This window comes from Allorhizocola rhizosphaerae, assembly GCF_003426775.1.
Taxonomy (GTDB): domain Bacteria; phylum Actinomycetota; class Actinomycetes; order Mycobacteriales; family Micromonosporaceae; genus Allorhizocola; species Allorhizocola rhizosphaerae.
In genome coordinates this window covers 1-20,672 of the sequence record NZ_QJUG01000156.1, presented here as the reverse complement: position 1 = coordinate 20,672, position 20,672 = coordinate 1, and the positions used below count along the sequence as shown (strand labels likewise).

At 66.6% G+C, this 20,672-nt stretch carries 16 protein-coding genes; 12 read left to right on the top strand and 4 right to left on the bottom strand.

Annotation, left to right across the window (positions count from 1 at the left end; all coding sequences use genetic code 11):
• Positions 1-336: 336 nt before the first annotated feature.
• Positions 337-2,076, bottom strand: a complete 1,740-nt coding sequence (locus DM816_RS28380; protein WP_246002339.1) for a HelD family protein — start codon at positions 2,074-2,076, stop codon at positions 337-339.
• Between the two features lie 451 nt (positions 2,077-2,527).
• Here DM816_RS28380 and DM816_RS28375 point away from each other — a divergent pair, with 451 nt between their 5' ends.
• The 4 genes from DM816_RS28375 to DM816_RS28360 all read left to right on the top strand — a co-directional run bounded on the left by DM816_RS28375 (position 2,528) and on the right by DM816_RS28360 (position 7,707).
• Positions 2,528-3,742 (top strand): cytochrome P450, encoded by a 1,215-nt coding sequence (locus DM816_RS28375; RefSeq protein WP_211588890.1) that lies wholly within the window; start codon positions 2,528-2,530, stop codon positions 3,740-3,742.
• Positions 3,743-4,057: 315 nt separating this feature from the next.
• Positions 4,058-5,176, top strand: a complete 1,119-nt coding sequence (locus tag DM816_RS28370) for a hypothetical protein (protein ID WP_246002337.1) — start codon at positions 4,058-4,060, stop codon at positions 5,174-5,176.
• Positions 5,177-5,441: 265 nt separating this feature from the next.
• Complete coding sequence (locus DM816_RS28365; protein ID WP_117213451.1) at positions 5,442-5,918, top strand: hypothetical protein; 477 nt, start codon at positions 5,442-5,444, stop codon at positions 5,916-5,918.
• 133 nt (positions 5,919-6,051) lie between these two features.
• Positions 6,052-7,707 (top strand): hypothetical protein, encoded by a 1,656-nt coding sequence (locus tag DM816_RS28360; protein ID WP_117213450.1) that lies wholly within the window; start codon positions 6,052-6,054, stop codon positions 7,705-7,707.
• Positions 7,708-7,789: 82 nt separating this feature from the next.
• Here the strand turns inward: DM816_RS28360 and DM816_RS28355 are convergent, their stop codons facing one another.
• Both DM816_RS28355 and DM816_RS28350 read right to left on the bottom strand, forming a co-directional pair.
• The gene (locus tag DM816_RS28355) at positions 7,790-8,677 is read right to left on the bottom strand and encodes a peptidoglycan-binding domain-containing protein (protein WP_117213449.1); all 888 of its coding nucleotides are present in this window, start codon (positions 8,675-8,677) and stop codon (positions 7,790-7,792) included.
• A 17-nt stretch (positions 8,678-8,694) separates the two neighbouring features.
• On the bottom strand, positions 8,695-10,080 hold the full coding sequence (locus DM816_RS28350) for a hypothetical protein (protein ID WP_162907927.1): 1,386 nt from the start codon (positions 10,078-10,080) through the stop codon (positions 8,695-8,697).
• A gap of 382 nt (positions 10,081-10,462) precedes the next feature.
• Between DM816_RS28350 and DM816_RS28345 the strand changes: the two genes are divergently transcribed.
• The 4 genes from DM816_RS28345 (at position 10,463) to DM816_RS28330 (ending at position 15,988) form a co-directional block, all read left to right on the top strand.
• Complete coding sequence (locus DM816_RS28345; RefSeq protein WP_117213447.1) at positions 10,463-11,185, top strand: class I SAM-dependent methyltransferase; 723 nt, start codon at positions 10,463-10,465, stop codon at positions 11,183-11,185.
• Between the two features lie 103 nt (positions 11,186-11,288).
• Entirely contained in the window at positions 11,289-12,137 is an 849-nt protein-coding gene (locus DM816_RS28340; RefSeq protein WP_117213446.1) for a helix-turn-helix transcriptional regulator, read from the top strand.
• A gap of 114 nt (positions 12,138-12,251) precedes the next feature.
• Positions 12,252-12,584, top strand: coding sequence for a VOC family protein (locus DM816_RS28335; protein WP_211588889.1), 333 nt, complete (start codon positions 12,252-12,254; stop codon positions 12,582-12,584).
• A 410-nt stretch (positions 12,585-12,994) separates the two neighbouring features.
• The gene (locus DM816_RS28330; protein WP_246002334.1) at positions 12,995-15,988 is read left to right on the top strand and encodes an AfsR/SARP family transcriptional regulator; all 2,994 of its coding nucleotides are present in this window, start codon (positions 12,995-12,997) and stop codon (positions 15,986-15,988) included.
• Here DM816_RS28330 and DM816_RS28325 read toward each other — a convergent pair whose 3' ends face one another.
• Positions 15,989-16,171 (bottom strand): hypothetical protein, encoded by a 183-nt coding sequence (locus DM816_RS28325; RefSeq protein ID WP_117213444.1) that lies wholly within the window; start codon positions 16,169-16,171, stop codon positions 15,989-15,991. It abuts the gene before it with no gap.
• A gap of 267 nt (positions 16,172-16,438) precedes the next feature.
• Between DM816_RS28325 and DM816_RS28320 the strand changes: the two genes are divergently transcribed.
• The 4 genes from DM816_RS28320 to DM816_RS28305 form a co-directional block, all read left to right on the top strand.
• Positions 16,439-17,776, top strand: coding sequence for a helix-turn-helix domain-containing protein (locus DM816_RS28320; RefSeq protein WP_117213443.1), 1,338 nt, complete (start codon positions 16,439-16,441; stop codon positions 17,774-17,776).
• A gap of 136 nt (positions 17,777-17,912) precedes the next feature.
• On the top strand, positions 17,913-18,920 hold the full coding sequence (locus DM816_RS28315) for a beta-ketoacyl-ACP synthase III (RefSeq protein WP_117213442.1): 1,008 nt from the start codon (positions 17,913-17,915) through the stop codon (positions 18,918-18,920).
• 33 nt (positions 18,921-18,953) lie between these two features.
• Positions 18,954-19,196 (top strand): acyl carrier protein, encoded by a 243-nt coding sequence (locus tag DM816_RS28310; protein ID WP_117213441.1) that lies wholly within the window; start codon positions 18,954-18,956, stop codon positions 19,194-19,196.
• Positions 19,197-19,275: 79 nt separating this feature from the next.
• On the top strand, positions 19,276-20,672 hold a 1,397-nt coding region (locus DM816_RS28305; protein ID WP_211588888.1), incomplete at its 3' end, for a condensation domain-containing protein.

Sequence of the window (20,672 nt, the reverse complement as noted above, 5' to 3'; positions counted from 1 at the left end):
ATCGTCAAACGCGCCATCTCCAAATACCAAGCCCGCGGCCCGAACGTCAACCGCACCAGCTACAAGGCCACCCTCAACATCGACATCCTGCCCCCGCCCAGTCCTTGACAGGGCGAACGATGCCTTATCTACACGGCCTTGCGACTAGACCAACGCTCGGCTGACGCTGAGCATCGTCAGGAGTCGATCAGCGCCTGATTCGGCCCGCTACAGCGCCTCGGGAGCAGGCCAGCCTCGCGCCTGCACGGTCCCTGCTCAACGGTTCGGCGGCGCCCAGGTCGAGCCGCGTCGCCCAGTGGGCGTGCACGTCCTGTCCCGGCAGGAGATCGGAGTGGGTCATGGGCGCCTCGTCGCAGCCAGCGTGGCGGGCAGGGGTTCGGTGTGGATGACGTGCAGGCTGCTGACGGCTCGGGTCAAAGCCACATACAACCGCTGGACCCCGCGCGGCTCGGCGGCCACGATACGGGCCGGCTCGGCGACCACGACGGCGTCGAACTCCAGACCCTTGGCCAGTGTCGCGGGCACGCACACCACCCGCGAGACCTCCAGCGCATTTTCGGTGTGGCCGAGAAGCGCGGCGTCGAGACCGTCCGCGCACAGTCGTTTGTGGACGCTCTCGATCTCCGTGTCGGGCGCGATGACGCCGATCGAGCCTTGCTCGCCGAGCTTCTCGCGGCAGGCCGCCACCACCGCGGCCGGGAGGTCGTCGGTCTCGGTGATCCGCAGCGATCCCGGCGCCTGGCGGACAGAGGTCGGGACACCGAGCCCCGGCGCGATCTCGGGCAGCAGTCTCGCGGCGTAGTCGAGAATCTGCGCGGGCACCCGGAACCCCTGCTCCAGCACGGCCAGCCGGGCGTCCGGCTTGCCCAGATGCTCCAGCAGTTCCGGCCAGTCGTCGATGGCCCAGACGGAGGTCCCCTGCGCGATGTCGCCCAGCACGGTGACCGACCCGCGCACGCACCGCCGACCGAGTGCGCGGCATTGCATCGGGCTCAGGTCTTGCGCCTCGTCGACGACCAGGTGGCCGAGCGACGGCCCGTGCTCGATCTGGTCGGCCAGCTCGTCGAGCAGCACGCCGTCGGCGACCGTCCACTGCGCCGATTTCCATGAACGATAAGGCTTTGCCCACGTCAAGCGCTGTTGCTCGGCCTCGCCAAGCGCGCCGTCGGCCGACTCGGCCAGGAACGACGGTTGGGCGTAAAGCCGGAACAGCACCTGCTCCGGGATCAGTTTGGGCCACACCGCGTCCAGGAACTGTTTGATCGGCTTGGATCGGGCCACCGCGTCCTGCTCCCGATCGTCGGGCACCGCGCCCCGCCGCTCCATCTGCACGAGCACGAGGTGGGCGAGACGCTGCGCCATGGCGGCCCGGCCGGTGCCGTAACGCGTCTCACCCCGCAATGATTCGATCATTTCTCGGATGCGGCCATTTCCTATCCGGTACCGGATAGAGCCTCTCAAGAATGTCAGGTCCTCGCTGGGCGGGCTGATGTGCGCCCACAGCGCGCGTCGAAGCACAGCGGCCATGCGGGCATCGCCCTTGAGGCGGGCGGTCAACGCGTCCTCGTCCCGGCGCGTGCAGTCGCGGCCGATCAGCTCCTCGACGGTGGTCTGCGCGATGTCGACCTCACCGAGCGCGGGCAACACATGGCGGATGTAGGTCAGGAAGGACCGGTTGGGCCCGACCACCGCGGCCCCGCCGTGCTTGTTCAGCCTTTCCCGTTCGGTGTAGAGCAGATAGGCCAGCCGGTGCAGGCCCACAGCGGTCTTGCCGGTGCCCGGCGCGCCTTGAATGCACAGGGCCCGCTGCGCGGGCGCGCGGACCAGGTCGTCCTGCTCGGGCTGGATCGTGGCGACGATGTCGCGCATCGGCCCGGAGCGGGGCCGTTCGATTTCGGCGGTGACGAGCGAACTGCGGAAGCCGTCGGCCTGCCCCACGAGTGGCTCGTCCTCGTATGCCGTGAGTTCGGCGGTGTCGGAAAATCCGTAGCGCCGGCGCAGCGTGATCCCTTGCGGGTCGCTGCGGGTGGCGCGATAGAAGGCCGTGCTGATCGGAGCGCGCCAGTCCACGACCATCGGTTTGCCACCGGCATCGTGAACGTGGCGGCGGCCGATATACACCCGGTCGGCCGTGTAAACGGGCGCCGGGCTCGAAATCGAGCCGCCCGAAGAAGAGCGGCACATTCGGCAGGTCGATCAGGGCCACCGCGCGCTCGGCTCGTACCTGAAGATAAAGATTGTTCTGCCATGCGTAGTTGTTGTCCTCGGAGCTGGTGAGCGGGGTCGGGGTGGCGACAACATCCTCGTGCATCGCCTGCAGCGCAGCCCGCGCCGCGGCCAGATGGGCTCGTTCAGATTGGATCTCGGCATCTCCGGACATGAGACAGCAAGCCTCAACTTTCGACGGGGATTGGGTCAGCCAGTCTAGGCCGGGCGGTGCTATCCGGCATCCTATTTTTGAAATTGGCGTGCGTCGATTTGCGGGCTACTGTCGAAGGTGGACATACCAAACTGGGGGGTGATTCCCGTGGGTGACACCAGGGAGCGACTGGGCTTTGCCGAACTACCGACCGACTTCCACGGTCTGCACGGCTGGTTCCGGCAGATGCGCGCCGACGACCCGGTCAGCCGGGACGAAAAGTTCGGCGCGTGGGACGTGTTCCGCTACGCCGACATCGAATATATCTTGGGCAATCCGGCCATCTTCTCGTCGGACTTCAGCGACATGATCCCGCCGCAGCCGGAGTTCGATCTGTTCGCCGAGGGCAGCTTCGTCGGCATGGACCCGCCTCGCCACTCCAAACTGCGGCGGCTGGTGAGCAAGGCGTTCACTCCGCGGGTGGTCGCAGGGCTTGAGCCGCGCATCGCCACCATCACGGGAGAGCTGCTCGACGCGGCCGCCCGCAAACCGGCCTTCGACGCCGTGGCCGACCTGGCCTACCCGCTGCCCGTCATCGTCATCGCCGAACTGATCGGTGTGCCGGTGGCCGACCGGGAACTGTTCCGCCGCTGGGCCGACGAGCTGTTCTCGCAAGACCTGCCCGACACGGTGCTGCCCGACGAGGCCGAGCTGCAGCAGCGTGGCGCCAGACTGCGCGAGATGCTCGACTATCTGCTGGCGCACATCGCCTCGCGGCGTGCTCAGCCGGCCGGAGACCTGACCACCACACTGATCGCCGCCGAGGTCGACGGCGAGCGGCTCACCGACCGGGAGATGGTCGGGTTCGTGGCACTGCTGCTCATTGCGGGACACATCACCACCACCACGCTGCTCACCAACACCATCATGTGCCTGGACGAAAACCCGTCGGCCGCATTGGCGTTGCGCGCTGACCCGGCGCGCATCCCGGCCGCGCTTGAGGAGGTGCTGCGCTATCGCACACCCTTCCCGCGCCTGGCCCGGCTGACCAAACAGGACACTCAGATCGCCGGGCAGGCTGTGCCCCGCGGGCAGGTGCTCAACGTGTGGGTCGCCTCGGCCAACCGCGACGAGCAACACTTCGCCGAACCGGACCGGTTCGACATCGGCCGCAACCCCAACCCGCACGTCGCCTTCGGGCACGGCATCCACTTCTGCATCGGTGCCCCACTGGCCCGGCTCGAAGGACGCATCGCGGTGGACCTGCTTTTGCGCCGCAGCACTGAACTGTCGGTCGAAGGCGAAACGGACCTCTACGACCCCAGGGTCATGACCGGGGCCAGGAGTCTGCCCGTGCGGGCGGCCTGGACCGATGCCGGCTAGACCTTGGGGTAGAGCCATAGGGGTGAGCTGGAGAAAGGCGACGGGTTGCGGGCCCGTGCGGGTCGGCGCCGCCGCGCTTCCGCGGTTGATCATGAAGTTGGTGCTGCGACCCGCCGCCGAACATGGACCAAGTTCATGATCGACCGGAAGGGTGTGGGGTTGACGGGGGTTGAAACGTTTCGATATGTTGCGTCTACGTGCGGGAAAGGGCTTTCCAAGAGGTACATCCTATTGGTCTGAGGAGGGCCGATGAACAGCTCCATCAATCCTTCCCCTGGAGCCGCGCGGAGAAGATGCCTGCGCATTGTGGCAGGCGTGGCAAGCACTCTGGCCGTGACGAGTCTGGCGGTTGTCCTCACGCCGCAGGCGGCGCAGGCGGCGTGCGGCGACCGGCCGTCGTACAACGCCGAAGCCGTCCTCAGCGGCAGCACATGGACCGCCCGCAACTCCGGCCGCACCGTCTACACCGGAAGCGACATGCGCGCGGCCGTGCAAGCCGCCATCGGCAGCCTGACCGCGGGCCGCACGAGCACGCAGTGGGTGGTGGTCCGCGGCTCGGGCACGGTCAGCGCCAATTCGCGGATCTCGCTGGCCAGCTACACCGGCATCGATGTATGTGGCACCATCACGGTCAGCGGCTCCGGCTCGGGTGACCAGGCTCCGATCTATGCCCGTGGCGTCCGCGACATCGAGGTGCGTTATCTGACCCTGCGCGGTGCTCCGCTTTACGGCATCTTCATGCGCAACGTCACCAACGTCATTCTGGGCCAGATCGACATGCGCCTGAGCGGTGGCCTCGGCATCCGCATCGACAACCACGGCGACCGCAGCGTCCGCTCGCGCAACATCCGCATCGACAACGTGTATGTCGAGGGCGCGCCCAACCAGGGCGTCGAAACCTATGGCGTGGACGGGCTCACGATCGGCACGGTCACGGCACGCCGGGTGGGCTATTCCGGTCTGCTGCTCAACGACACCTGGAACGCCACGATCGGCACGGTCGACGCGGAAAACACCGGCACCGGGACCGGCTACGCGGCCTTCCGGATGGCCAACCGTAACGGCCGCGTCTCAAGCAGCTATCCGGTCAATATTCGAGTTGGTACGGTCAAGGCGCGCGGTGGCGGGCGGGGCATCTTCTGTGTGTCCGAAAGCGGCGGCGCGGTGATCGATCGGGTCGACATCGCGAGCACCGGCAACAACTCGGTGCTGATCGAAAACTGCTACAACGTGACGATCGCGGCCGTCTCCGGCACCGTCAACGGCGGTGGCGAGATGCGGATCGCGGCCCGGACCGAGTTCCCGCCGTCGTCGAACATCACGTTTCAGAATCTGACGGTGAGCAACACGAACATCAGATGGAGCCCGTGCACGGGCACGAACAATGTCGTGCGCAACGTTACGCGGGTCAACTCCAGCCTCTACTGGTGTTAGCCCCGCGCTGTCCCGGCGGCGTGCCGTCGCTACGGTGTCGCCCGTGAGACGCGCCGCCGGGGCCGCAGCGCTGAGCCTTGGTGTCGCGGCTTGCTGAGCTCGCCCTGCTGCGCCAAGGCTCCCTTTTGGCGTTTGACTCCGGCTACGAGGTCACGACCGGCGTGCTGATCTGGTGCGGCGCCGGCCTCGCGAACCGTCCACTCCGTGGGCAAGACCCGCGCGTCGGGCGGGTTGGTGTGGTCTGCCGAGTGGGTAGACAGGCTCTATGGGTACCGTAATAAGAGGTTTGATAGCGGGTCTGACCGGCACCGCCGCCCTCAACGCGGCGACTTATCTGGACATCGCGGTGCGGGCCCGGCCGCCCAGCCGGACCCCGGAGGAGAGCGTGCAGCGCCTGGCCGACACGGTCGGAGTCGGGCTCGGCCGCGACTCGCGGGAAGCGGGCAACCGCAAGGTGGGGCTGGGCGCGTTGCTGGGCTACGCGATGGGTGTGGGCACGGCCGTCACCTTCGCCACGCTGACCCGCCATCGCCCGGTGCGGTGGCCGAAGGCCACGCTGGCGCTCGCCGCGCTGGCGATGGCCGGCGCGAACGGGCCGATGGCCATGCTCGGCATCACCGATCCGCGCCGGTGGAGCGCCGCGGACTGGGCCGCAGACGTGCTGCCACATCTGGCCTACGGTGCCGCTGCGGCGAGCGTGTTGGCCGCACCCAGACGACGCGCATTTCAGCGCCGACGGTGAGCGGCAAACTAGTGCGTGAATGAGATCGAGTGTGCGCATACGTAAGGTACACGACAATTATATACTTTTATTGATTTAGATACGGCAGTGTCCCTCGTGGAGGCATCCAAAACCACCACGAGGAGACAAGCCAGTGGTATCAAGCAAACGCCTCACCATCGCCATCGCGCTCGCCGGTCTGGGTGGCGCGCTGTTGACCGGCGCGCCAGCCGCGATAGCCGGTCCAGGCAAGGCGTCCAGCGCCGAGGTGAACATCGCGCCCGGCGGACGTGGGCAGGCCAAGCCCGTCTACATCGACCAGCAGACCAACCCGGCGGGGCCCGAAGTGGCCTACGAAGACCGCGGACCACTGCGGATCGGCGACGGCTCCGGGCAAGCTGATCCGGCAACGCAGCAGTCGGCGCTCACCGCTGCCGCCAAGCCTCGGGGCGACGCCCCCAACAGTGCGGGCGGAACACCGCAGCCGCTGATCCCCGCCCCCGCCACGGTCCGGGAAAGCTTCAACGGCATCAACCAGACCGGCGGCGGCGGAGCCCAACCGTCCGATGTCAACGCCGCGGTCGGGCCGACGCAGATCCTGGAGACCGTCAACCGCCGGGTCACGGTGTTCACCAAGGGCACCAACGGGACCATCCAGTGCACCAACACCCTGGCCGGATGGCTCGGTCTGGGCACGCTCAACGTGTTCGACCCGCGCGCCCTGTACGACAACTTCAACAACCGGTTCATCATCATCGCGACCACGAGTGGCGTGGCCGGTCAGGCGCCGCGTCTGTTCCTGGCGGCGAGTACCACGGCCAACGCATGCGGCGGCTACTTCGTGTATTCGCTGACGTTCACCGGTGCGCTGTTCCCCAACGGCACGCTGCTCGACTACCCGTATCTCGGGCAGGACCGGGTGGCGATCCTTTCGTCGACCAACAACTTCAACCCCACGTATATCAACTCCACGGCGTGGTCGGTGTCCAAGGCGCAGGTCTACGCCGGCGCGGCGGTCAGCTTCCCCGTGTTCCAGGTGGTCGGGTCGACCGCACCGGTGACCGTGACCGGTGTGCCGATCGGGGTCACGGCCGCCACGTTCTATGTGGCCGGCCGGCCGGGATTCGGCTACAACCTGTACCGCATGAACAACAGCGCCGGACCGGGGACCACCCTGGTGCTGCAGGCGCAGATCGCGTCGAACTACGCGGCACCGCCGCGGCGGGTCATCCAGTGCGGCACGACCGGCACCCTCGACCCGCTGGACGGCCGGATCGTGTGGGCGCCGGTGCAGGCCGTCAACTCGACGTTCGTCTGGTTCACGCACGGGCAGAACATCGGCGGATTCCCCGGCATCCGCTACGGCGCCATCAACACGTCGACCAACACGGTGACGGTGGCCAATGCGCGCCACTCGAACACCAGTGACGACTTCAACCCGTCGCTGGCGGCGTTCGAAACGGCGGCCAACCAGTTCTACATCTGGCTCAACTGGGCCTACACCGACATCATGGTCCCGGCGGGCGCGGCGTGCGTCGCGGCCTCACGCAACACGTCGGTCACGGTCAACGGCGTCGCGCCGGGCGGTGGTGTGCCCGCGCTCATCGGCACGGATCTCACGCTCGTCGTCGGGACGTTGACCACCAACAACACTCGGTTCGGCGACTACTCAAGCGTGCACCTGGATCCGTCGCCCGCCTCCGGCACGTGCCCGGCGGGCCGCACAGCGCTTGTCGCACAACAGTTCTTCCTTGGCAACACCAACTGGGCCACCCGGCTGGCGCGAATCAGTTTCGGCCCCGGCTGCTGAACCGGCCTCTTGTTCTCGCGCTGTGGACGTGTTGCCGTCCACAGCGCGGGTGCGGATCGGCAATCGGCTGGGACGGCACTGCTCACGGGATCGTGATGACAAGCGCTTCCGCCGTCGACTTCGGTGTGCTGGTGTTGAAGCGCGGATCGGCCATGACGAAGTGCCGTTCGACCGTGCCCAACGAAACCAGCTCTGGGCGAAATTGCGCGACATCCCCGCAGAATGTCAATCGGCAACCGGGAGCGGCGATGCGCCGGATCTCATCGCGACCCGCGGAAGTCGACCCGTTCATGCTGATCGGCGAATCCCGCAGGCAGATGTTCTGCACCGAATGATCGCTCAGGGTCGTGGTGAAGGGCCTCGGTGGCCCGATGAGTCCGGGACCTGTCACGAAGTCCTCGAATCCCAGATAGTCGGTCTCGTGTTCGCCACCGATGTTGATGCTCCGCCCCGGCAGTGGGTTCACCGGCAGGCCGAAGTGGTTCACGCGCCCCCCGGAGCCAGGTGCGGAGAATCCCGACAACGGGCACGTCGAATGATCGTGCGGTGCCCCGAGAACGGTTGTGGAGACGAAATCGTCGGTCGCGACCGACTGCTCCTCGAGGACAGACATCTCGTCATCAAGGCTCCGCAGCGTTCGCTTGCCGACAATGTTGTCGGGAGTCGTCTGGCCCGGCCCGAGGATGTCGCGGGCGTCCTTGTACTCGAACACCGCCGTCGCCGTCGCCTCCCCGTACTTGCCGTCGATGACGAGGAAAACGTCACCATCACTCAGCAGGCTCAGGGCGATCTGGATGCACGCCACATGGTCGCCCCGTGCGCCTGGGACGATGTGCGCGGCATCCTCAACCAGGCATGCATCGAGCTCGGGGTTCGGTGGATCGGTGAAGAGTCGTGAAACAAGCGGCATGATTGACATAATGCCGCTTGCACCGAGCAGGCGCAGCTGATTCGCCTGAGCGGATTCCACCTTGAGGACAGCACTGGTTACTGCGTCAGTTCGAGCCGGATGACCGATAATGGTTCCACCGGAGTGCCCGGCGCGGGGAACTGGGACTTGACTCGGGCTCCGGGCCGGCTGGCATCGCCGACGACCTCTGGCCTGACCCCGCTGCGAAGGATCAGGAAGAAGAAGTTGCCAAGTGTCCGCGCGTCCATTCCCAACGCGTCCAGACGGCCACCCAGGAAGTTGAGGCAGTGATCCACACCCTCCATCTGGATACAGGACAGCAGGCGGACCACCGGATCCGCCATCTGGCCGACAAGATTGGGCATCGCATTGGGCGGCGGCGGGGGTATTTCGACCCCTTGTTTCAGCTGCGGTTTCTCCGCCTCGAACCGTCCCGCGTCGAATTGCGTGAAACTGCACGCTCCGGGATTCTTCGAGCAGGCCACGGCTTCCCGCTGCATCGTATTGACAGCCGTGATGATTTCCAGCCGGGTCCTGTCCACCTTGTCAAGATCTATGGCGGTGCCGTCGTGGTTCTGAAAGTCTGCCGGATGTTTCAAGATGTAGGAATAGTCGTCGCGTAGTTCGAGGAACTCGAATCGCTTGCGCATGAGATCCGCGAGGACATCCTGCTGGTTTCCTATTTCGATGAAGTTGAACTGATCGTTTGGGTTCCGCAGTGTCGTGTAATTCTGGACAGTCACGGAGTATGGGAACGCGTTAGGCCCTGCGACCGCGGGCGGGAAGCCCTTGGCGGTCCTCATGATGTCATCACGATCGAGGTCGGCCTCGGAAATGGCGCCCTGCCGGAAAACGTGCACGCCGACCTCTAGGTGACTGGTGCTCTGTGACTTGGCCGTTCGTACCTTCGCGGAAAGGTCGGCCGACGATATGACCCCGTCGAACGCGGCGTTCACCTCTACCGAAAGACTCTGCCGCTCGCTCTTGGAAGTACTGGTCATCTGGTAAATGGCGAAGTACTCGCCGCCTGTCTTCACGCCATGGATGTAGCAGTCGCCGAACCGTTCCCTGAACCGGGTGGGATTATTGTTAATGAGCAACTCTTCGGCGTCCGGGGTGAAAACGGGATCGTCGAAGCTCTCGAAGGCGTTCTGCACGCTCACCCGGACGACGACATAGGTTGAGAAGCTGGAGAAGTCACATTCGCTCGCGAACTGCACCTTCGCGTCGCCGGAAAAGGGTCCGTGGCTTCCTGACGCGGCGACATCGATGCCCAGCTGCTCGTGCAGCCTGGCCACGTCTTGTATGGTGACACAGTCGATTTTTACCAGCTGGCCGCCCGCCTGCTGCAGCACGGAAGTGGTTCCCTTGACGGCGGGGGACGCCAGCACCTCTCCCGTCAGCCGGTTGAAACCCTTGCCGAACTTCATGTTGTTATGGAAGGGAATCTCGTTGCTCGCCATCGTCATCCCCTCTTGCTCGCCCCTGCGGGCTGCCGAACAGACGCCATGCGGCGTCGATCGCGCCGTCGAATCGTTGCAGCGATCGCGCGCACGCCGACACCTCGTCGGCAGCGTCAGTGGGCGCCCAGCGAATCGGCGCACGGACGCTCACGGCAACTCGTCAGTCACCCGCTCTCGTCGACTGCAGCGGCAACAGTGGCGGTCGCGTTTGTGCCATTGGCGACTGTATTCCCCGTCTTTTAAAGATGTTAGACGCTTTCCTGCCACCACGTCAGGCATGTGAGATCCCCGCTCTTCAAAGGTCGTTGCATAACGCGATCCGCCATAGATTGTGGCCGTGCCAATGGTGACAGGGCCGCCATCCGGCTATTACCCTCGGCTGATGTTCTCGCCGCAAGGTCCGTCTGTGCGCGAATTGTGCGTCCAAGCGCTCTGCTCGGTGGAGCACGGCTACGACCTGTTGGCCCCGAAGTTCGACCACACGCCCTTTCGCACGCCGCAAGACGTTCTCGATGCGACCGCTCAGGCGCTGTCGCAACTCGGGCCGTTCGGCGATGGGCTGGACGTGTGCTGCGGCACCGGTGCGGGCATGAAGGTTCTTCGGCCCCTGTGCCAAGGACACATCACGGGCGTGGACTTCAGCGCCGGCATGCTCGCACAGGCGCGCAGCGCCTACCCGGATGCCACATGGGTGCAGGCCGACGCGCGGGCCCTGCCTTTCGCCGGCCAGTTCGACCTTGCGGTCACCTTCGGCGCGCTCGGGCACTTCCTGCCCGCGGAACGGCCCGCTCTCTTCGAAGGGGTGCACCGAGCGTTGCGGCCCGGCGGGCTGTTCGCCTTCCCGGTCGGCACGCGGCGGCCGCGCACCTCGGTGTCGTACTGGGCCACGCTCGGATTCGATGTCGCCATGCGGGTCCGCAATGCCGTGTGGCGCCCACCGTTCGTCATGTACTACCGCACCAGCCGCGCCGCCGCAGTGTGCGCCGACCTGATGGCGGCCGGCTTCACCACGACAACCCTCGCACTGACCGCCCTGGGCCCGCGCCGGGACGGCAGCCCGCGATGCCGGCTGATTCTCGCGCATAAGCCGGCCGACCCTCGCTGAAGCCGGCTGATCACATAGCTTGGCGACAGCGCCGGAATCCTGCCCGCGTCGCCTCCAAAGCTGCTGCGGCGCTGGTTCCACGGCTGCCCGGTAGCCTTGGCGTATGGGCCTCGTCTCCTGGTGTGAAGAGTCCGAGCTGGGCGCGTGGAGGCAGGTCATGTACCGGCCGAGCCCGCTCGCCGGGCTGGTCGAGTCCATTTGGCTCTTCGACGGCAAGCTTCTGCGGCGGGAGCGCTACTATCCGACGGGCGAGCTCGACCTGATCGTGCAGCTGGGCCCACCGTCCGAGTCGTTTCGCATCGTGGAGGGACAGCCGGCGGGCGCGTTTCCGCCGTCGAGCCTCGCGGGGCTCATTGTGGCTCCGCTCGTGATCGAGGCGCCCGCCGTGCCGTCTCGCATGCTCGGGATACGCCTCCGGCCAGCCGGCGCGTATTCGATGATCGGCGTTCCGCTGCGCGAACTGACCGGGGCCACCTTGGATCTGCACGACGTCATCGGCAGCGAGGCGCGTCGCCTCGCCGAGCGCCTCGACGATGCCGGCTCCGACGAAGCGAGCGTCATGCTCTTGGGGGAGTGGATAGCAGATCGGTTCGCACGCCACCCGAGCACCGATCCGGGCGTCGCCTACGCCGTCTCCGAGATCGAGCGGACCGGCGGGAAGGTGTCCGTCGGGAACATTCTCGACCGGATCGGCGCCTCCCCGAAACGCCTCACCAGCCTGTTCGAGGAGCAGGTCGGCGTGAAGCCCAAGCTCTTCTCCCGCATCGTTCGGTTCCGCAGGCTGGCGGCGGCGCTTCGCACCGGGGCCAAGTCCTTGAGCCAGACGGCGCTGGCGCACGGCTACTACGACCAGCCGCACATGAACGCGGAATTCAGGGAATTCGCGGGCATGTCACCCCGCCGGTTTGCGGCCGCTGTACCGTATCCGGAATCCTCCAGCCTGGCCGATTGAGCGGCGGCGGTTTTTTCCAAGATTCGAAGCCCTGGCATCCGTACCGTGGTAGACGTTAACCGAGGAGTGGATCGAAAGGGACGCCATTCAATGTCTACATCGAAGATTGTGAGTGTGGTGGGCGTGCTGCCTGTCACTGATCACGAAACGGCCGTGAAGTGGTATCAGAAATGGATCGGACGTGGTCCCGATGTCGAGCCAATGGAGGGCGTCGCCGAGTGGGAGCTGGCCAAGAACGCTTGGATTCAGGTGTCCGTTGATCCCGACTCCGCCGGCCGCACCACCGTTGTCGTCGGCGTCGAGGACATCGAAGCGCAGCGCTCCGCATGCGCAGCCGCGGGCGTCGACATGGGCGCTGTCAACGACTACGGCTTCGTCAAGACCGCAGAAGCCGTCGATCCGGCAGGCAACAAGATCATGTTCGTACAGGAAGTTCCGCAGGGCTAGCGCCGCGCGATAGCGGCGGATGGTTTCGCCGGCGCGGGAGTTGGAGTAGCAGCCGGTCTCGCGTACCAAACAAGGCACCTTCTCGGGCAGCTCCGCTGATCTAGCTGGGCTGCCCGACTCTCATCGTCCTCGTAAGGCGTCCGTTGCTACGGCGCGAGGTTGCGGCGGCGGCCCAACCACGGCAGTGGGCCGAGTCGGACCGGCGCGAGAGCCAGGCACACGGTGAACACGGCCACTGACACCAGCCAAAACGCGGATTATGTCGATAAAACGGGCACACGTTTGAGCTTTATCCAACGTTTACATCGCCGTTATTGACAGATTACTATCCGTGCGTAGACCTTGATCTGGATGTCGGGCTGCTGCGATGGGGTGTGTGTCGAGCCGTGGAGCTACATGAACACGCATCGGTGACGAGTCTGCCCAAGCCGGCACAGCTCGTCTTCAAAATCCTTGGGCCGCTTGAGGTGAGCGGGCCGAGCGGGCCTGTGCGCATCCCGCCGGGGCGCCAGGAGATGATCCTTGCCTCGCTGTTGCTTGAGGCCAACCGCATTGTCAGCACGGATCACCTGGTCGACCTGATCTGGGACGAGGAGCCGCCCGAGACCGCGCGCACGCAGGTGCAGATCTGCGTTTCCCGGCTGCGCAAGAGCTTCACCGATGCCGGGATCGACGCGTCGCTGGCGACCCGGCCACCGGGCTACATCCTGCAGACCGCCGAGGACCAGCTCGACCTCAACGTGTTCCACGGACGGGTGGCCGAGGCGCGGGTGCTCATCAAGGAGGGCCGCAACGCCGAAGCGGCCGAGCTGTTGCGCGCCGCGGTGGCGCTGTGGCGGGGGCGGTGCCTCAGCGGCATCTCCAGCGAAACGTTGCGCACCAAGGCATTGCGGCTCGACGAGGACCGGCTCACCGCGATCGAGACCTACCTTGACCTGGAGCTCGAACTGGGCCGCCATCATCAGCTCGTGGCCGAGATCGGCTGGCTGGTGCACGAGCATCCGCTGCGCGAGCGCCTGCGCGGCCAGCTCATGCTGGCGCTTTACCGCTCCGGGCGGCAGGCCGAGGCGCTGGAGACCTATCGGGCCGGCCGCGACCTGCTGATCGAGGAGCTCGGCCTGGAACCGGGTGAGGAGCTGCGCCTGCTGGAGACCGCGATCCTGTCCGGCGACACCGCGCTGCTGCTTGAGCGCGGGCCCGCCCGGCGCCCGGCCGACAGTGATCCCGGCCCGGCTCCCGCGGCCGTCATGCCGTACCGAGAAGAAAAACCACATCAGCTACCAGCCGACACGGCCGACTTTATCGGCAGGGAATCGCTTATCCAGTCCATGGAGACCGCCCTGCTCAGCAGGGCGGGGCATCGCGCGGTCGGTGTGGTGGTCGTGGTCGGCAAGCCGGGCGTTGGCAAGAGCACGCTGGCCACGCATGTTGCCCACCGTCTGGGCGAGGAGCATTTCCCTGACGGCCAACTCTACTGCGACATGCGCGGCACCAGGTCGGAACCGATGGCGGCCAAGGAGGTGCTGGGGCGTTTCCTGCGCGCGCTGGGCATCCCCGGTCCGATGCTGCCGGACGATATGGACGAGCGCGCCGAGATGTACCGGACCCTGCTGGCCAACCGGCGCGTGCTCGTGGTGCTCGACGACGCGGCGAGCGAGGGCCAGGTCATGCCCCTGCTGCCGGGCCGCAGCGGCTGCGCGGTCCTCGTGACCAGCCGCGCCCGGCTCACCGCGCTGCCCGGCGCGCACCGGGTGGAGCTCGACATCCTCGACACCGACCAGGCCCTCGAACTCCTCGGCCGGGTCATCGGGCTGGAGCGGGTGGCCCGCGAGCCGGACGCGGCCCGCGCACTGCTCAACACGGTAGGCGGGTTGCCGCTGGCGCTTCGGATCATCGCCGCCCGCCTGGCCGCTCGTCCACATTGGACCCTGGCCTCCATGGTGCACCGGCTGGCCAACGAGCGGCACCGGCTCGACGAGCTCACGCACGGCGAGATGACGATGCGTGCCAGCCTCTCGCTGACCCACGACGGGCTCGGCCGTGACGAGCGCCGGCTGCTGCGCCTGCTCAGCCTCGCCGAGGGGCCGACCATGCCGGGCTGGCTGGCGGGTGCGCTGCTCGACGACCACCGCCCGTTTCCTTCCGATCTGCTCGAACCACTGGTTGACGTGCAGATGCTCGACGTGGTCGCGGTGGAACGATCGGGCGAGTTCAGGTACCGCTTCCACGAGATCATCCGCCTGTTCGCCCGGGAACAGCTCATCGCGCACGACAGCGAGGAGGTCCAGCGGGCCGCGCTGGAGCGGATGATAGGCGGCTGGCTGGCAATCGTTGAGCAGGCGCATCGCAAGATCTACGGGGGCGACTTCACCGTCCTGAGTGGACACGCCCCGCGCTGGTTCCCGCCATCGTCATACGTCGAGCAAATGCTGCAGGACCCGCTGGAGTGGCTGGACAGCGAGCAGGCCAACCTCTGTTCGGCGGTGGCGCAGGCTGCCACGGCCCAACTGGACGAGCTCTCGTGGGACCTGGCCACCCGCCTGGTGACCCTGTTCGAGGCGCGCGGCTATCACGACCAGTGGGAGCAGACGCACCGGCAGGCGCTTGAGGCGGTACGCCGCGCGGGCAACAAACGCGGGACGGCCGCGTTGCTGACCTCGCTCGGCACGCTCTACATCAGCAGACGCCAGCCGCAGGAGTCCAAGGCCGCGCTCGACGCGGCGCTCGCGCTCTTCGAGGAGCTCGGCGACGCGCACGGACTGGCGTTATGCCGCCGCGACCTCGCCCTGCTGCAACGCCAGCAGGGCGCCGACGACGACGCGCTCACGCTCTACAACCAGTCGATGCGCGACTTCGAGCAGGCCGGCGACATCGTGGGCAAGGCCATCGTGCTCACCCAGAGCGCCCACATCCTGATGCGGCGAGGCGACACCCACGCGGCCCACACCCAACTCGAAGAGGCGTTGGAGATCTATCGTTCAGTCGGCTACGTGGGAGGCGAGGCGCAGGCGCTGCGGCGCGTCGGCCAGGTGCTGGCCCAGCGCGGCGAACACGAGGAGGCGGAGCGGACGCTGACCGAGGTGCTCGAAATGGTGCGCCGCACCGGCGACGTGATCGGCCAGGGGCACCTGCTGCACAACCTCGGCGAGGTGAACGCGGAGATGGGCCGGGTCGAGCAGGCGCGCGGTTTTTTCGACCAGGCGCTGGCGATCCGTGAGCAAATCATGGATCACGGCGGCGCGGCGGTGGTACGGCTCGGATTGGCTTCGCTTTTGCAGCGCACCGGCGACCGGGCTGGAGCCGGAGCCCTGCTCGAAGAGGCGATCGCGACCTTCCGCGAACGCGACATGGCCTGCGAAATGCGAGAGGCCGAGCGACTGCTCGGCCTCGTGAGCGGGGATTAGTCAGTCCCAGGGGTTGTTGTCGTCCCCCGGGCTCGGGCTGGGGGAGGGAACCGGAGAAGTGGTCGTCGCGGGGCTGTTGAGGCTGTCCGCGGTGTTTGCGTAACCTGCCTGAGCGCCGAGCGCGATGCCACCTGCGAGAGCGGCCGCGGCGAGGGCGATCTTCACAACCTCGGTGATTCGCATTTGAGGGGCTCCTTCTCCTTCGGTTCCCGGTTCGGTGCACCGAAGTTATGAAGCGGCGGAATCTCGGGACTATCGCCGCCTTTATCACGGCGCTATCACGGCTATCACCTCCACGCCGTGCCCCGCTGTCACGCGGCTATCACCACCGATTGGCCCCGTGATGGCGGGCTGATAGCGCGGTCCGGAATACCCACAGTCAGCAAATCGGATTCGGCAATAGCGGCCGGATTCGGCATCGGTTAAATCTGACGAATTGGGGACCGGAAAATGTCCGTCGACTTAACGGCAGGAAGGGAACTGCCGGAATTCGGCCGGCTGATGCGCCAGCACCGCATGCGGATCGGGCTGACCCAGCGCGAATTGGCCGACTTCTCCACCATCAGCGTGCGCGCCATCAGGGACCTCGAACAGGGTAGGGCGAAACGGCCGCGCCAGGCGACGGTCCAACTGATCGCCGACGGTCTGCGCCTCGGGCCGCGTGCCCGCGCGGCCTTCGAAACGGCCGCGAGCCAGGGCCGCACCAGCTGGTCGCTCAAGGACGGGTACGAGTCCGACCCGCCGGCCCCGCCCGACGCGCTCACGCCGATCATCGGGCGCGAGTCGGAGGTGGGCGTCATCGAGCGCGAGCTGTCCACCGGAGCCGAACGACTGGTCAACGTCGTCGGGCTGAGCGGTGTGGGCAAGACGCGGCTTGCGCTGGAGGTCGCCAACCGCTTGCACACCAACGAACACCTGCCGGTGCTGTGGTTCACCTTCCCGGGCGCACCGGTCGAACACCGGTTCACCGCTGCCTCTGAGAGATTTTCTCATCTGGTACGGTCGTGCGTCTCCGAGCTGTTGGTGCCTCATCCCACCGGGGAGGACCACGACGGGTTCACTGCGTTCACGGAGCTCGTCGGCGACCGGCCGGCCCTGCTCGTGGTCGACGGCGCGTGGGCGCTCGAACCGCGCGGCGACAAGCTGGCCCTGCTGCTGCAGGACTGCCCGCAGCTGCGGCTGCTGGTCACGTCCGAGCGGCCGTGGGAGGTGCAGGGCGAGCGTGTGTTCCTGCTCGCGCCGCTGGAGCTGCCCCGGGAACGCGACGAGAACGAGCCCGACACGCTGGAACGGGTGCCCTCCGTGCGGCTGTTCCTGGAGCGGGTGCGGCGGGCCCGGCCCGGCTATGTGTTGATGCCCGGCGACGTGCGGGCGGTGGCGGAAATCTGCCGGCAGCTCGATGGGCTGCCGATGGCGTTGCGGGCGGCGGCTTCCTGGCTTGTTGTGTACGAATTGGACACTCTGCGGCGCAGTCTGGAGAGCGATCCGACGGAGTTGCTGAACCACCTCGCGGGCGCGGACGGGTCCGGTTCGACACAGGGGGCGTTGCAACGCTGCCTGCGCCAGCTGCCGCCCGAGGACCAGGCGCTGCTCGCCGCGCTGTGCGAGCGGGGCGGGGAGTTCGGTCTCCAGGACGTGGTCGAGGTGACCGGGCGGAGCCTGCCCGATGCCGGGCGGATGGTGCGCAGCCTGCTCACGCACGGCGTGGTGCGGCCGTGCTATGAGACCGGGCGCTTCCACTTCGAGGTGCTCAACGTCGTGCTGGCGTTCCACCTGACGCTGTCGTGAGTGGGCGTTGGTTTCTGCTGCCGGAATGCCGGAGTAACTGCCTCAGCGCGGCCGCGCCCGGGTGTTCGATATCTGCGAGGCGATTCCAGTGCCCCGGGCGCCGAGCCGGTACACAATTCAAGGAAGGACCCTGTCAATGACATACAGCACGGCAACAGCGGTCATCACGGGCATCGGCGCATACCTGCCGGACCGCGTGATCAAAAACGACGAAATCGCGGAGCGGCTCGGCGTTTCCGTCGACTGGATTCAGGACCGTACCGGGATCGAGCAACGGTTCTTCTTAGAGCCCACCGGTTCCACATCGGACATGGCGGTGGAGGCGGGCCGCAAAGCGCTTGAGTCGTGCGGCAATCCGGCCATCGACTTCCTCATCCTCGCGACCTGCACACCTGATCACCTGTTCCCGGCGACGGCGCCTAACGTGGCCGCACGCCTTGGCGTGCCGGGGATCGCGGCGTTCGACCTCAACGCGGCCTGCTCCGGTTTCATCTACGGGCTTTCGGTGGGGGCGGGCATGCTGGCGTCGGGCGGGTACAAGACCGGTCTTGTCATCGGGTCCGACGCTATCTCGACGATCATCAATCACGACGACAAGGTGACCGCGCCCATCTTCGGTGACGGCGCGGGCGCCGTGGTGATTCGGGCCGGCAGCCCGGACGAGCCGGGTGGCCTGATGGCCCACACGCTTGGCAGCGACGGCAATCTGCTCGACATCATGAAGACCCCCGGTGGCGCGTCACGGCAGCGAGCCGCGGGAGTCCCATCCGACCCCGAAAGCAGCTACTTCGGCATGCAGGGCCGGCTCGTCTACAAATACGCGGTCAGCCGCATGACCGAGGCGTCACTGTCCATCATGGACCGGATGGGCTGGGGCGTCGACGACGTGGACTGGCTCGTCGGCCACCAGGCCAACCGGCGCATCCTGGTCGCCACCGCGGAGACCATCGGCATCGACCCGGCGCGCGCCATCATCAACGTCGACCGCGTGGCGAACACGTCGGCGGCGTCGATCCCGCTCGCGCTCGTCGATGCGATCCACTCCGGGGTGCCCAAGACCGGCGACAAGGTCGTCCTGACCGCGTTCGGCGGCGGGGTCACGTGGGCCGCGGCGGCCATGACCTGGCCCGAGTTTGGTTTTTAACTCAAGTATCCAGATTGGAGAGAGGAAACAGCCATGGCACAGGATACCATCGTCAACCCCGCGCTGGAGAAGGTCCGGGTGATCATCCGGGAGAACTTTTCCGAGGTGGAGGGCGATATCACCCCGCTGGACCGGCTCAGCGCCGACCTCGGCATCGACTCACTGTCGCTCGTGGACATCCTGTTCAAGGTCGAGAAGGAGTTCGGCGTCGCCATCGATGACAGCGACATCGAAAAAATCGAGAGCGTGCAGGACATTCTGGACCTCGTCGCGTAGCACCAACCGATGGCCCGCGCGGGTGGCACCCCGTCAGCGGGCCATCGAACAGTCGATTGTGAAATTGAGGAGACCTCCGATGCAACTCAACGCGGCACAGTTCGGTGTCTGGTATGGACAGCGGTTGGACCCGGACAACCCCGTGTTCAACCAGGGCGGATACATGGAGCTGCGCGGGCCGATCGACATCGGCATCCTCAAGGCCACGCTGGAACTGATGGTCGCCGAGGACGAGTCCCTGCGGCTGCGCTTCGCGGAGGTGGAAGGGGTTCCCGCGCAACACTTCGGGCCGGCGCCGGACTTCGCCGTGGACGTTGTGGACGTGAGTCGTGAGTCCGACCCGTTGGCGGTGGCGTTGGAGCAGATGCGCGCGGACATGGCCGTGGTGCCCGATCTGGAGCGGGACCGGTTGTTCACGCACGTGCTTTTCGTGCTCGGGCCGGAACACTTGATTTGGTACAACCGGGCGCACCACTTGATTCACGACGGTCACACGTCGGCCATCCTGCGGCGGCGGGCTGCCGAAATCTACGCAGAGTTGGCGGAGCGGGGCGAGGTGGCGGGGCCCGTGTTTGGGTCGTTTGCGCGGGTGCTTGAGGAGCAGGCCGCCTATCAAGGGTCTGCGGCGCAGCGGCGGGACGCGTCGTATTGGCGCAAGGTGATGGACGGCGCGACCTGTCCGGCGAATGCTGGTGCGCCGTCCAATCGGGTCGTGCGCGAGATTTCCTATTTGGATAATCACGTTTTGGTACAGCTGCGTGAGTTCAGTGAGCGGGCCGGGGTGTCATGGCAGCAGGCGCTGATCGCTGCTGCGGTGATCCATCGCTATGTGTGGACGGGCGAGCGGGATGTGCTGTTGAGCCTGCCCGTGTCGGGGAGGGTCAGCCCGGCCGCGCAAGGCGTGCCCGGCATGATGGCCAACGTGCTGCCGCTTCGGTGCGGTGTCGATGTGGGCGAGACGTGCGAGGCGCTCGCGGCGCGGGTGGCGGCGCAGACGCTGCGGGCGCAATGGCATCAGCGATACGACTCGACTGATTTGTTGCGTGACTTGGGATGGCCCGCCAACGGGCGGCGGCTGTTCGGCCCGGTGATCAACATCTTCGGCGACGAGCCACCGACGTTCGCCGGCACACCGATGTCGATGCACCTATTTTCGACCGGGGGCACCGCCGAGGATCTGTCGCTCACGGTGACGCGCAGTGCGGGGGATCGGCTCCGGGTCGACGTCACGATCGATGCGGCGTATGCCGACACCGTGGATCTGGGCCGCTATTTGGGTTCGTTCCACCGGGTCGTCGACTCGATGACCGCACGTGCGGGTGTGGCCGTGGCTGCGGTGGATGTGTTGGGTGCGGATCGTGGGTTGGTGGTTGAGGGTTGGAACGCGACTGTGGTGGATGTGGTGGATGGGTCGTTGGGGGAGTTGTTTGAGGCGCGGGTTGCTGCTGTGCCTGATGCGGTGGCGTTGGTGTTTGG